This is a genomic window from Azospirillum sp. RU38E, from assembly GCF_900188385.1.
Lineage (GTDB): Bacteria > Pseudomonadota > Alphaproteobacteria > Azospirillales > Azospirillaceae > Niveispirillum.
Genome location: NZ_FZOI01000019.1, coordinates 59,229 through 72,185, shown reverse-complemented (window position 1 = coordinate 72,185; position 12,957 = coordinate 59,229). Strand labels below are relative to the sequence as shown.

The following is a 12,957-nucleotide window of genomic DNA, read 5'->3' as shown; positions in this document are numbered from 1 at the left end:
CCCCGGATCGGTCACGATCAAGGGAGATTGGTATTACTATTGAGGCTGTTGTGTCTCTCTGGGCGGCGATTGTGGGGTGGTCACCTCGGGCGCCGGGCCGTACAGGCGGCGGTGGCCCTCAATATCCAGCGGGGAGAAGTCGAACTGGATATGATCCCCTTCCAGCCCGCATGGATAATGCATCAGGGAACTGGTGTCATAATCGGTGAGGGCGATGACGGCGGCGGGACCGGTATTTCGCTCCGTCTTCCACCCGCAGGTCACGAGGCGGTCATCCGAGGCCATGATATGTTCGTGGCGATAGCCCAGGATATGGCCCAACTCGTGGCGAAGGATGCCGACCTTGTCGAACCTGCCTTGCGGGCTGAAATAGCTGCGGTCGATTTTTAACACCCATTTATCCTTGGGATCACTGGGGTTGAAGCCATCGGCCAGATAAGCCCGCTGCACATTGACGCCAGCCACGCGGAAGGTTGCGTCGCCCTGGTTGTGCACCTCGATAAAGCGAATGCCGCATTCGGTGCAGATATTTTCCCATCCGTCTGCCGCCTTTTCCAGATTGGCCCGCAGTTGGGCAAGCTGTGCGGCGTCGGGAAAGCTGCTGGTATCAATCCAGTACAGCAGGATTTTTTCCTGCGGCGTCCTCCAATAGGACGCCGATACCCGAAGCGCCAAGGCGGGGGCTGTCTGGATCAGGGTCAGCGCCAAAGTCAGCAGCGGCACCATCAACCTGCGGCAGGTGCGCAGCGTTCGCCCCCTGATATCAACCATGCAGCCATTCCTTCATCATAAAGGGGGATCGCCCATCCGTCGGGGTACGTGTTTCCACTGACGGGAAACACGCACCGGCTTTGCCGTACCGTTACGCGCGGCTGTGACGGCGGCTTGCAGTCAACCGCAAACAGCGTCAGGCAAAGGCGAGGTTGGGACCCTCTGCCAACTGTTCTTCGACCATTCTCATTTTCGACGTAGCCTTTGCGGCATTGGTCTTCGCCAGTTCAGGTTCGGCCACCTTGTCGATAAAGGGCACGAAGACCTGCGAGATCATCTTCTGGATTATGGATTCCTGTGGCCATATACTGTTCATAATCACGCCGATCCCAAAGGCGACAAGGGATAGGATCGCGCCGGCCCCGCTCCAGACAATGTTTGTGGCGAAGAGACCAACCACGGTGGCGATGGCTGAGGTGGCACCTGCGACAAACTCCAGGGTTGCCACGGCCTTTTGCCAGCCTGATGCGTCGGATCTTCTCCAAAGATCAAACAGTTTAATGCCTTCGATGACGGTCATCACCACACAGGAGATGATGGTTAACGCCTTCATGAACACTTTGTAGGTCAGGCGCAGGCAATTGGCAATGCCGGCCCAGGCGGGCGTTGCGGCGAACTGGTTAACCATACCGACGAAATTAACGACCTTGCCTCGTACCCAGCCCACAAAACTGCCGACCGCGCCCATTACGCGCGCGAAAACGCTGCGCACCGCCGCAATTATTGCGTTATTGGCGACAGCTGCGACCCCATAGCCGATAAACCCGTGTTGAACCGCTTGGTTGATCAGCATGACGCCGTTGGCAATGCCATTAGCAATATAGTTGAAGAATTGCGCGACCGCCAACCCAACCTGTTGCGCAGCAGGGGCTAGTGGTTGAAAAATAGCGGTGAACAGGTTTTTTACGTTACCAGCCATCGACGTTACGGTGGCAACCATCAGGGACGAGAATGATGCATATGATATCAATTCCTCGGTTGTGGATAACGAACCGGTTCCCTGCTGGATGGTGCCAATAATCCGTATGAAATTGAAGATATAGCATCCCATCAAACACACCCGGAATGCACCTGTCAGCTTGGGATATTGCTGGCTGAATGTCTGTGCCGCGTTATTGGCGCTCTCAATGAAATTGACATTGCCCGCATTGACTAGGCTTCGTACCACGTTTGCAGAAAGCTCCAAGGTGGTCATTCTTTCGGCCTTCAGCAGCGCGGCAAGATCACCAGTTTCGTTCAATTTACCGAAGTAGCTGGCGCCCCCATACGCCACATCATCTAGAAAACTTCTAATATAACTCGTAAGCGTTTCCTCATATCCAGTGATATGATTAAATTCAGCGCTTCCCATTGAATTGGCAATATAGAACATGCCGACACCATCCACATAGACTCTCGGGAGACGCCCGTCGGGATCAAGCGCATGAAGAAGGCTCGATACATTACGCATGGTCATCATCGCTATAACACTTTTTTCATTATTTTTATCTTCAATTGATTTCAAGGAATTTTTTAGAGATGGAATCGTTAATTTTAATATTTTGATCGCGCCGCGTGCCTCTATTGCCTTTGATTCATTTTCCGGCGAGGGGTTTTTTTGATAGTTGTCGATATCTTCTTGGTATTTGATCAGTTTATTTTCCATTTCTGTAATCTCATTAGTCAAATCTTCGGCTGTCTGATCCTCATCGGATGTGCTGTTGCCGGCCATGAGATTGTCGTGGATGATCTTGAACTGCTTCTCTGAGGTGGCATACCGCAATACACGTTCCCCCCAGGTCATGCTTTTCCAATCTGTGGGGTGTTTGCTGGCGTCGGATCGGCTATCCACCGTCGCCATATCCTGCTCTGCATAGCGCTTCAGGCCTGGGGCTTTGTCGAAATAGACGGTCCGCCACAGGGCTGTCTGCTCTCCAACATAGGTACTGTCAGCACCCAGGCTCTGCTGAACATAGTTCTTCAGCGTCTCCCGCCGCTGGTCATCAATCGGGCGGGGAACCAGTTTACTGTCAAATACCTGATCAGCTACGGAGTTGCCAAAGATGGCCGTCGCCATGGTCTCGCGGTACCATCTAGCATGGTACTGAATGTTGTCGATCCGACGCTGGTCGTTGATGATGGGCTTGCGTTCCTTGAAATAATTTTCCATCCACTTGCGGCGGCTGGTGACATCATCATCGTCTGTGTCTTCCCACATGGCGAACTTCATGTTCTCCATCAAATATTGGGGCGACGCTTTGGCGACCTCTTTGTCATCGGGTGTCATGCCCAGGATGGTCAGAATGCTCTGCTTTACCTCCGGGGCTTCCAGTTCCGCGTCAGTCACCGCGCTTTCGCCGGACGGCAGGATGGCATCGACGAAGGCCAGGGGCGGGGTCTCTGCCTCCACCAGGGCGGATTCCACGGCGACCGGCTCCCGGCGCTGACCGGTCCAACGGGTAACAACAACATTTCCATCCGCGTTAAGATCGACGATGTTGCCGGAAAAGCTGACCGTGCCATTGTCGCCGATATCGAACACAATATGGGTCGTGCCCGACAGGCGGGGCTGGTCGGGTATGCCGGACAAAAGAATGCCAAGGACGGGCCGCCCGGTTTCCGCGTCCAGCGACTGCACGGCCTTATAGGTGACGTCGACAGCATCCAGGAAGACAGAAATTCGCGGTGCCATCCCCTGTCCGGCGCGCAGGCCGATCCGCAAAATGGGGCCATCGGTGGTGTCGCCACCGTCGGTCGTCAGCGTGGTGGCATATTCCGACAACGGCAGCGCCGTCGCGAATACATGGAATTCGGTCGCTGTGTGTGCATCGTCACCGATACTGACCATCCCGTGCAGTTCGGTGCCACCCTTGGCGTACATCATGTTGCCGCTGGTGAAGCCGCGATTGCTCTGATGCGCCCAGGTAACGGATTGTTCGCTGAACACGGGCCGCTTTACGGTGAAACGGTCGAACTGAATGCGACCCTTGTCGAACACCAGGGGTTGCAGGTCGCTTACCTAGCGAAAGGTATCAGCTTCGTCCATGAAAGCAAGGCCGAAGAAGGGCACAAGCCCGCTTCTGATCTGGTGTGCCCAAGCGGGAGCCTTGTCGCCAAACGATATCTGCAAGCCCATGGCATGCCTCCTTTTTCGTCGATGTGATGATGCGCTTTATCAACCAAACATAATGAATATGTTCGCATATGCACCTATTATCATGGTTTTAATCTCGGTTTAAACATCCTAAGTCGCATAAGCCATAAATTTCAGCGTTGTTGTTTCTCTAAGAGTCCGTCTGAAAAGTTTTCGTTCTTTCTCAATATGTTAATGTTTTAATCCCGTCACCCCGGCGAAGGCCGGGGTCCAGTTCGTAGAGCAAAGCGCCTGTGATTCTGGACCCCGGCCTTCGCCGGGGTGACGGTAGCGTTTAAAGATAAGACGTGTAAGACGTTGAAATAACGTGAAACTTTCCGGACAGACACTAAACACAGAAAAAATTCAAATTTCGACTATTTATGACGGATTCTGTCATTGTGATAATAAATAAATTTGTAAATATGCGCAAAATTTCAGACTGGGAGAATTTTGGTCGTTTCTCTTCCAGTCCATCGCCAAGATGGTGGTTTGCTCACAGCAGGGGGCAGGGCCCTTCATGGCTGAGGCAGCCAAGCCCTTTCAGTTTCTGTCCGGAAAGTTATCTTGACTTTCGAAACCTTGCCCTTTCTACACCGTCATTCCTACGAACGCGGTAATCAAAAATCCGCGCTGTTGTATGGTTTTCGGCCTTCGCGGGAATGACGGTTAAAGGATTGGAAAAGCAGAAGAAGTTATGGGAGGACTCTTGGAATGATGTAGGAGGCTGGCGATTTCCAGCCCGTATCACGGGGGAGCCAAGCCAAGAATGCGGATGCTGCCGCCCGGTGCATGAGGGAACGCGAAATCTCCCTTTATCGGTCACGATCAAGGGAGATTGGTATGATAATGACCAAGAGCCATGGCTCCTGCGATCAGACGTGGCTTGCCAGTTGCATGACGTCAAGCGTCGATCGGGTGACAAAATCGGCACCGATACGGTGGAACGCCTTTGGTGAGGCGATAACGGCCGGGCCGCCAAGGGCGATTTTCATCCGCCGGATCCGGGGGCTGGCCTGCACGCGCCGGATCACCTCCGAACAATCCCGCACCTCATCCACGCGGCTGACGGATATCCCCAGCAGATCGTACGGTTTCTCGGCAAGGCGCGTATAAATATCCTCACCAATCTCCAGATCGCTGCCGCCATCGACCACCCAGCCCATGTCACGAAAGCAGGATGCCACAATGGAAACGCCAATCGTGTGCTGGGCCCCATGGGTGCGGGCAAGCAGGATACGCCGCGGGGCGTCTGCCTCCTCTGCCGCTGCGGTGGCAGCATGGGAAACATGGTTAACGATCATGCTGAGCCGGGTGGAGGCGACGGCGATCTGCATGAAATCCGCTTCGTCGGTACACCAGCGATGGCCCAGTGCCGTTGCCACCGGCGTGAATAAATGCACCGCCAGCGTCCGCACGGGGATGGCGGCGGCAAGCAGCTCTTCGATGAAGCGGCGGTGACGGCGTGGATCGGGGGCGATCAAACAGTCCAGCAGGCTGATCCGATAAGCCATGGCCTGTTCTGCCCCCGGCATCTGGCGCGCCATCGGATGGGATTCCGGGTGCAGCATCAGATCCCCGTCAACCCCCGGCCCGTGTCCGTTGGGCAGGGGGGGGTGATCCGGGTGGCTGGCGCTGACAATACTGGAAACAGAGCCCCTGATCGCCCGCTCCAGCGTGCGGTGATCATGGCGGCTGAGTTGGGGCTCACCCCCGGCTGACTTTGATTGTGCTGATTGGCTGGGACGCACCGGGTTTGGTGATCCGCCGGTCCCGTTATCATCCTTATCGGCCATGTCCCCCCCCGGGTGATCAGCCTGGGAAGTTCGCCTTCCTCATCGGCAAAGTTTACTGCATCCCTGCATTTCTGCAATTTTTTTCATCATCAAATTGATATTTATCATTGATTCTCCGTGACAGGTCACTCCGCCGCGATGGTGCGCGGGGTCGGATCGGGGCCAAGCTGGTGTCGCCTGGGGGAAAGGCGGCGCCGTTGGGCGTGCGCCAGGGCACCCATGACCAGCCGTTCAATATGCGCGGCATTCAACCGCGCCTCTGCATACATCTGCTCCGGTGCGGCATGGGCGATGAAGCTGTCGGGCAGCGTCATGGTCCGCACCGCGCAACGCCCATCCAACATGCCCCGCGCGGCCAGATGATGCAGCACCAGCGCGCCGAAGCCGCCGGTTGCCCCCTCTTCAATGGTGACCAGCAGCCGGTGCCGGGAGATCAGATCATCGATCAATGCCTTATCCAGGGGCTTGGCAAAGCGTGCATCCGCCACGGTGACGGAGATGCCCTGGGCGGCCAGCGCCTGGCGTGCGGCGAGGCACTGGCCAAGACGCGTCCCGAAGGAGAGCAGGGCGACAGTTGAACCATTTTCCACCACCCGCCCCCGGCCAATCGGCAGAACCGTCCCGCGTGCCGGCAGGGCCACACCAGAACCGTCCCCGCGTGGATAGCGGAAGGCGATGGGTCCCCGGTCATGGGCGGCGGCGGTGGCAACCATATGCATCAGCTCTGCCTCGTCGCTGGCTGCCATCACGGTGAAACCGGGAAGGTTGGCAAGGTATCCGATATCGAAAGCGCCGGCATGGGTCGGCCCATCGGCACCGACCAGCCCGGCCCGGTCGATGGCAAAGCGCACCGGCAGGCCCTGCAGCGCCACATCATGGACGATCTGGTCATAGGCGCGCTGCAGAAAGGTGGAATAAATGGCGCAGAAAGGGCGCAGCCCGCTGGCGGCCAGACCGGCCGCGAAGGTGACAGCATGTTGTTCGGCAATGCCGACATCAAAGGCCCGGTCGGGAAAGCTGCGGGCGAAGATATCCAGCCCGGTGCCTGCCGCCATGGCGGCGGTGATGGCCACGATGCTGGGGTCGCGCGCCGCCTCGGCCACCAGCGCCGTGGCGAAGACCTTGGTATAGCTGGGGGCGGTGCTGCGCGGCTTTGTCTGCACGCCTGTGTCAATATCGAATGGGGCAACGCCATGCAGCCGGTCAGCCGCCTGTTCGGCATGGACATAGCCCGCACCCTTGCGGGTGATGGTATGCAGCAGCACGGGGCCGTCTGCCCCTTCCTTCAACTGGCGCAGAATTCGCAGCAGGCCCGGCAGATCATGGCCATCCACGGGGCCATGATAGGCAAAACCCATCTGCTCGAACAGGCTGGTCATCGTGGCATTACCGCCAGGGCCTGTTTCCGCACCGGCCCGAACGGGTTCGGCCAGCCGTTCCAGATGGGCGGCCAGGGCCCCGATGGGCGGTGAAATCGACATGGCATTGTCGTTGAGGATGACAAAGAGCCGGCGGCCCAGGGCGCCGGCATTGTTGATCGCCTCAAACGCCATGCCTGCGGACAGGGCGCCATCACCGATGACGCAGACAACATCCCCGACCGCCGCCCCCAGATCGCGCGCCACGGCAAAGCCGAGCCCGGCGGAGATGGAGGTGGAGGAATGTGCCGCCCCGAACGGATCATGGATGCTTTCGCTGCGGCGGGTAAAGCCCGAGGCACCGCCCTTTTTCCTTAAAGCCCGCATCGCCTCGCGCCGGCCGGTCAACAGCTTGTGCGGATAGCATTGGTGCCCCACATCCCAGATCAGCCTGTCATGCGGCGTATCGAAGACGGCATGGATGGCCAGGGTGAGTTCAACCACGCCAAGGCTGGAGCCAAGATGGCCACCGGTTTCGGCGACAACGCCGATGGTTTCCGCTCTCACCTCATCCGCCAGACTCAACAAATCACCGTCCGACAATCGGCGCAGGTCAGACGGATCGTGGATACCATCAAGCAGCGGTGTCCTGGATGCTGGGGGTAATTGGCGCATTGCGTACCCTCCCGCGCCGGGTGCAACCACCCTGCGCCGGCAGGTGGTCCCTGCCGTCATTTTTTGCATGAACGCCCGGGGCCTTTGCGGCAGGGCGTGACAGGGACCATCTTCCGGCAACTTGTCGCAGGTGTAAACTTTTATTTACACTTGACGGCGAATTTGCTATTTCCCTCGGTACTATTTCCCGGGGCTGAACTGCTTCAGATAGGCGATTACGTCGGCGATCTCCTTATCTGTCTTCAGGCCGGGAAAGGCCATTTTCGTGCCATTGACCAGATTCTTGGGGTTGGGAAGATAGGATTTCAGCAGCGCCTCATCCCAGGTTTTTCCGGCGCCGAAATCCACCATGGCTTTGGAATAGGTGAAGCCGCTGACCGTTCCCGGTTGCCGGCCGAACAGCCCCATCAGCGATGGGCCCATCTTGGGCTTGTCATTTTCAACATTATGGCAGGCCATGCATTTGTTGAACACAAGCTTGCCGGCGGCGGCATCCCCTTCCTGGGCGGGGGCGATATTTGGCATCAGCACCAGTGCCAAGCCGCAGGCAAATGCGAGAAACTTCGACATAAGCGATCTCCCGTAGCGAATATGCGTCTCTGGAACGCGGTTGCCTTCTGGACGATCATTTGCCCGGGCCGCTGCCATCCGGTGGGGCGATCAGATCGTTGCGTACTGTCACGGTTGGTTTACTGTCGTAAACGCCCGTCCCGTCAAAGGATCCTGCTATGGCGGCTTTTGCCTTCATTCTGATTGTCATCGTCGCCGCGTCCAGCGGCGCCATTTTCAAGCCCGGCGACTGGTATGAAAGCTTGCAGAAACCGGCCTGGACCCCGCCGAAATGGGCCTTCCCGGTGGTGTGGACGTTGCTTTATGCCGCCATCGCCTATGCTGGCTGGCTTGTCTGGAGCCTGGCCGGCTGGTCGCTGCCCATCCTGTTCTGGGGCCTTCAGATTGTGGTGAATGCCCTGTGGTCCTGGATGTTTTTCGGCCTGCGCCGGATGCGGCTGGCGTTGGGCGATATCGCCCTGCTCTGGCTGTCGATCCTGGGTTTCATCGTCACAGCCTGGCCGGTTTCCGACTTGGCGGCGCTGCTTTTCCTCCCTTATCTTGTGTGGGTTACCACAGCGGGTTTCCTTAATTACTCCGTGCTCCGGCTGAACAGCCGGCCCTGATCCTGGCGGCGCATCAGAATGTCGGCCGCGTGGGCGACCAGCGACGCCGCCAGCAGGGCCAAAATCCATATAGGGCCCTGACCGCGCAGGGCCAGCCCCAGGGCGCAAAGAAGGCAGGTACCGGAAAGGGCATTGGGGCAGAGCGCGCGGAAGCGCCGCCATCGCTGTGGGGAGAGCAGGGAGAGGGCCGCCGTCTCCACCCACAGGACCAGGATGGCGAACAGGCTGATCCAGCCATTGGCCAACCCGTCAAGCAACAGGGCCATGCCCACCTGCCGGAATGCCGAGCAAAGCCCGGAGATCCTTGAAGAAGACGCGCAGATGGGCCAGCGGATCACGCCGCACCAAAGCCTTGTTAAGGTAGGATTCCCAGGTCAGGCGCTGCACGTCGGGGTCGGCGCACATGGCGACGAATTTCTCCCGGAACCGGTCGTTGCGGTACCAGACGGCCTGCAAAAGGCCAAGGATGAAGAACACCCGGCCATGGTCCCGCATGAAGCTGCGGCGGGCCTGACGCAAGGCGGATGGTTTGCCGGTTTCCAGGCATTGATGCACCGCCTGTGCGCAGAGCCGGCCGCAGAGCATGGCATAATGGATGCCTTCGCCGGAAGCCGGTGCCACGGTGCCGGCGGCATCGCCGGTCAGCAGCACATTGCGCCCATTGTCCCAGCGCCGCATCGGTTTCAGGGGCAACGGCGCGCCTTCCCGGCGCACCAGCCGGCAACCGCTCAGGCCGGCGGCCTGACGCAAATCCGCCGTCGCCCTGCGCAGATCATGGCCCTTCACGCCGGATCCGCAGCCGACGGAGGTGAGCCTGCCATGCGGAAAGACCCAGCCATAAAAATCCGGGGAAATGCGGCCATCATAGATCACATCACAGCGATCCGGGGTGAAGGCAGCACCTTCTTCTGTCGTCGGGCTTTCAATCACGTCATGACAGGCAAAGACATAGGGTGGGCGCTGACGGGCCGGGAACATCAGTCGGCGCACGGTGGAATTGGCACCATCCGCGCCGATCACCAAACGGGCCTGCAGGCTGCTGCTGGTACCGTCATTGGCGGCAAGGGTCAGCCGCAATGTCCGGTCGGCCGCCTCCTCCAGGGCGGTCAGCTTGCCGGTGAACAGGCAGGCGCCGGCCTGTGCCGCCCGCTGGCGCAGATAAGGGTCGAAGCTGGCCCGATCCACCATGCCGACAAAGCCGATATCGCCGATCCGCATCTCCACCGTGCGGCCGGAAGGGGCGATGATGCGGGCGGCCGCCACGCGGGCCACCAGCAACTCCTCCGGTATGGCGAAATCCCGCAAAGTCCGCGATGGAATGGCCCCGCCGCAAGGTTTGATCCGGTTGCCGGGATCGACCAGCAGCACCTGATAGCCTTTTTCGACCAGCCATTCGGCGGCCATGGCCCCGCTGGGGCCGCCGCCGATCACCGCCACATCATAAAGCTTGCTGGCTTCCGCCATGGATCACTCCGCCGGCTGCAGACTGTGGGGGCGGGGTGCGGGTGGGTGCGATAGCCTGCCCGCGCGGCCGATGCGCAGGGCCACGGCAGCAGAAAGCAGGAACAGCACGGCTTCCAGCGCGAAAACCAGGGCAAAGGCGCTGCCATCGGCACCGGTCAGCCGCCGGCCGATATCCACGCCGATGCTGCCCAGCAGCCCGCCCAGCCCGAAGGCGATGGCCTGCGCTGCCCCCCAGACGCCCATGCGCATCCCGGCATTGCCCGTCTGCCCCTGGGCCGCCAGCGCCATCATGGTGCCGATGGCGGCCACTGCGAACATGCCATTGGCAAAGCCCAGCCCGAAGATATTCACGGCCAGCGGCCAATCGGGTGCCATGGAAGCCGCCAAGCAGAGCAGCGTCAGCGCGGCGGCGGACCCCACGCAGCCGGCGATGATGAAAATCCGCGACAGGTTGGGCACCCTGGGGCCGACGATCAACCCGCCCAGCCCTACCACCGCCATGCCGGCAAAGACGCCCGCATGTTGCATCCCGGATAATTGGGTGGATTGGCCGGGCGACAGGCCGAACAGCAGCCCGGCAAAGGGCTCCAGGATCAAATCCTGGGTGGAATAGGCCAGCATCGACATGGCGATGAACAGGGTGAACAGGCGTGCCTCCCCATCGTGCCAGACCTCCCGCAAACTGTCACTGAAGCGGGCAGTTGTGCCCGCGGTCGCCTGGGGGGCGGAGAGGGCTGGCTTGCGCTCAATACCCAGTACGGCCAGCCCGGTGAGGCCGAAGGCCACCGCCCCGGTGGCCGCCGTCACCTGCACCAGCCGCAGATGGGAATAGGGTTCCAGGGCAATGCCGGTGACAATCGAGGTGATGATGATCCCCAGGATCATCATCATCCAGGTGATTGTCGCGGCCGTGGCGCGCCGTTCCGGCGGCGTGCGCAGGGCCAGCAGCGCCAACAGGGAGGTGCCGCTGGCCCCAATGCCGATACCGATCAGAATATAGGCGATGAAGGCGACGATCAGCCCCAGCGCCGGGCTCTGTGCGAAAAGCAGGGTGCTGGCCGATGCCATGGTGCCGGACAGTGCCAGCAATGCCATGCCGATGAGAATCCAGCGCGTGCGAGATCCGCCCGTGTCCGACTGGTGCCCCCAGAGCGGGCGGGTGATCTGCACCGCATAATGCACCCCGACCAGCAGGCCGGGGATGATGGCGGCCAGCCCCAATTCAACGATCATCACCCGATTCAAGGTGGAATTGGTCAGGACCACGATGGCGCCCAGTGCGGCCTGCACCAGACCCAGGCGCAGGATATCCAGCCAGCCAAGCCCCGGCCGGAACCCAAGCCGCGGGGAGGCCCTGTCAGGCGACAGGGCCGGCGCGCTCATGCTCATGGCAATCTCCTCAACCCGGAATGGTGACGAGCGCGGCATGACGCAGACCGAAGGCGGCCAGCATCATGCCGATGACATAGAGACCGACACCGACGGCGGAATACCAGACCGCCCGGCCCACCGGATCGGCCAGGAAGCGCCGCATAGCGGCCAGCTGCACGGCCAGAAGCAGCGCCAGACCGCCGGCGTGCCAGGGCAGGGACCAATGGACCAGAAGCCCGATCACCGCCAGTTGCGGCAGGGCCATGATGATGCAGGCGATCCGCGCCGCTGCCGGGGCGCCGTGCAGAACCGGCAGGGTGGCGATCTTCATCGCTGTGTCGCCGCGGATCGATTTGAAATCATTCAGCGTCAGGATGCCATGGGCGCCGATGCCATAGAGCAGGCCGACCAGCAGAACCGCCGGCGCCGGCATCAGGCCGGTCATGGCGGTGGCGGCGGTGATCCAGGGCAGGGTTTCATAACTCAGCCCCACCGCCGCATTGCCGATCCAGCCATTCTGCTTGAAGCGGAAGGGCGGCGCGCTGTAGGCCCAGGCCAGTGCCAGCCCGGCCAGCGCCGCCAGGAACACCAGCGGCCCCAGCAAGGCCGCCACCGCCGCCGACAGGGCCGACATGGCCAGCGCGATATAAAGCCCCCAGCGCCCCGGCATTCGGCCGGACGGGATGACGCGATCCGGTTCGTTGATGGCATCGACATGCCGGTCAAACCAGTCATTTACCGCCTGGCTGGTACCGCAGAGCAGGGGGCCTGCCAGCAGGATACCCAGCATCGCGGCAAGGGCCGCACTCTCCAGCCCCTGACCCGATGAAATCACCCCGCAGCCATAGGCCCACATGGGTGGAAACCAGGTAATGGGCTTCAGCAGCGCGAGCACCGCAGCGGGGCCCGGCCAGTCACGTCGCAAGGTCTGTGTGCGGGTGATGTCCATGCGGCGATGCTATGCCCGCCTCAGTAGAGTGTCAATTTGAATTGACACTTATGTATTTGAATCCGTATCGGTGTTGACACTGGCTGCGAGGGTCTGTGTAACCAAAGCCTATTCGTTCCCGCTGTGCCGGGGCAGCGGGGCAGCGGGACAGGGGGTGTTGGCGGTGGTTCTCAGTGTCTGGCCCGAAAGCTATCCTGCCTTTCGAGACCTTGCCCTTGCTCTACCGTCATTCCCGCCTTCGCGGGAATGACGGTTAAGATATTGGAAAAGAAGTGAAAATTCCTGG

10 protein-coding genes are annotated in these 12,957 nt (G+C 60.1%); 1 reads left to right on the top strand and 9 read right to left on the bottom strand.

Annotated elements, in window-relative coordinates; translation table 11 throughout:
- Positions 1-36 precede the first annotated feature (36 nt).
- From CHB97_RS21915 to CHB97_RS21895, 5 genes are all read right to left on the bottom strand, one after another.
- Positions 37-726, bottom strand: coding sequence for a hypothetical protein (locus tag CHB97_RS21915; RefSeq protein ID WP_089367499.1), 690 nt, complete (start codon positions 724-726; stop codon positions 37-39).
- A gap of 181 nt (positions 727-907) precedes the next feature.
- A complete protein-coding gene (locus CHB97_RS21910; RefSeq protein WP_089290143.1) occupies positions 908-3,748 on the bottom strand; it encodes a hypothetical protein in 2,841 nt (946 codons plus the stop codon).
- Between the two features lie 1,010 nt (positions 3,749-4,758).
- On the bottom strand, positions 4,759-5,454 hold the full coding sequence (locus CHB97_RS21905) for a B12-binding domain-containing protein (RefSeq protein WP_089290142.1): 696 nt from the start codon (positions 5,452-5,454) through the stop codon (positions 4,759-4,761).
- 350 nt (positions 5,455-5,804) lie between these two features.
- Complete coding sequence (locus CHB97_RS21900; protein WP_089290141.1) at positions 5,805-7,712, bottom strand: 1-deoxy-D-xylulose-5-phosphate synthase; 1,908 nt, start codon at positions 7,710-7,712, stop codon at positions 5,805-5,807.
- 180 nt (positions 7,713-7,892) lie between these two features.
- Positions 7,893-8,360, bottom strand: coding sequence for a cytochrome c family protein (locus CHB97_RS21895; RefSeq protein ID WP_244559664.1), 468 nt, complete (start codon positions 8,358-8,360; stop codon positions 7,893-7,895).
- 80 nt (positions 8,361-8,440) lie between these two features.
- Here CHB97_RS21895 and CHB97_RS21890 point away from each other — a divergent pair, with 80 nt between their 5' ends.
- Positions 8,441-8,887 carry a TspO/MBR family protein gene (locus CHB97_RS21890; RefSeq protein WP_089290139.1) on the top strand — a complete coding sequence of 149 codons (447 nt, stop codon included), beginning with the start codon at positions 8,441-8,443 and terminating at the stop codon, positions 8,885-8,887.
- Here CHB97_RS21890 and CHB97_RS21885 read toward each other — a convergent pair.
- Genes CHB97_RS21885 through chlG form a run of 4 tightly spaced genes read right to left on the bottom strand, consistent with a single transcriptional unit; the run spans position 8,854 to position 12,671 of the window.
- Positions 8,854-9,153, bottom strand: coding sequence for a hypothetical protein (locus CHB97_RS21885; protein ID WP_089290138.1), 300 nt, complete (start codon positions 9,151-9,153; stop codon positions 8,854-8,856). The two genes, CHB97_RS21890 and CHB97_RS21885, sit on opposite strands and share 34 nt — an antisense overlap.
- Positions 9,137-10,351, bottom strand: a complete 1,215-nt coding sequence (locus CHB97_RS21880) for a geranylgeranyl diphosphate reductase (RefSeq protein ID WP_089290137.1) — start codon at positions 10,349-10,351, stop codon at positions 9,137-9,139. The genes CHB97_RS21885 and CHB97_RS21880 overlap by 17 nt, the downstream gene beginning before the upstream one ends.
- Positions 10,352-10,354: 3 nt before the next feature.
- Positions 10,355-11,740, bottom strand: coding sequence for a BCD family MFS transporter (locus tag CHB97_RS21875; protein ID WP_244559663.1), 1,386 nt, complete (start codon positions 11,738-11,740; stop codon positions 10,355-10,357).
- A gap of 10 nt (positions 11,741-11,750) precedes the next feature.
- Positions 11,751-12,671: a chlorophyll synthase ChlG gene (gene chlG / locus CHB97_RS21870; protein WP_089290136.1), complete on the bottom strand. Its 921-nt coding sequence runs from the start codon at positions 12,669-12,671 to the stop codon at positions 11,751-11,753.
- Positions 12,672-12,957: the final 286 nt, after the last annotated feature.

What these genes read in the sequence shown, in the direction of transcription:
- chlG (WP_089290136.1), bottom strand. Translation starts at nt 12,671, where the DNA reads ATGGACATCACCCGCACACAGACCTTGCGACGTGACTGGCCGGGCCCC.
- CHB97_RS21880 (WP_089290137.1), bottom strand. Translation starts at nt 10,351, where the DNA reads ATGGCGGAAGCCAGCAAGCTTTATGATGTGGCGGTGATCGGCGGCGGC.
- CHB97_RS21915 (WP_089367499.1), bottom strand. Translation starts at nt 726, where the DNA reads ATGGTGCCGCTGCTGACTTTGGCGCTGACCCTGATCCAGACAGCCCCC.
- CHB97_RS21875 (WP_244559663.1), bottom strand. Translation starts at nt 11,740, where the DNA reads ATGAGCATGAGCGCGCCGGCCCTGTCGCCTGACAGGGCCTCCCCGCGG.
- CHB97_RS21895 (WP_244559664.1), bottom strand. Translation starts at nt 8,360, where the DNA reads ATGGCAGCGGCCCGGGCAAATGATCGTCCAGAAGGCAACCGCGTTCCA.
- CHB97_RS21885 (WP_089290138.1), bottom strand. Translation starts at nt 9,153, where the DNA reads ATGGCCCTGTTGCTTGACGGGTTGGCCAATGGCTGGATCAGCCTGTTC.
- CHB97_RS21905 (WP_089290142.1), bottom strand. Translation starts at nt 5,454, where the DNA reads ATGCTGCACCCGGAATCCCATCCGATGGCGCGCCAGATGCCGGGGGCA.
- CHB97_RS21890 (WP_089290139.1), top strand. Translation starts at nt 8,441, where the DNA reads ATGGCGGCTTTTGCCTTCATTCTGATTGTCATCGTCGCCGCGTCCAGC.
- CHB97_RS21900 (WP_089290141.1), bottom strand. Translation starts at nt 7,712, where the DNA reads ATGCGCCAATTACCCCCAGCATCCAGGACACCGCTGCTTGATGGTATC.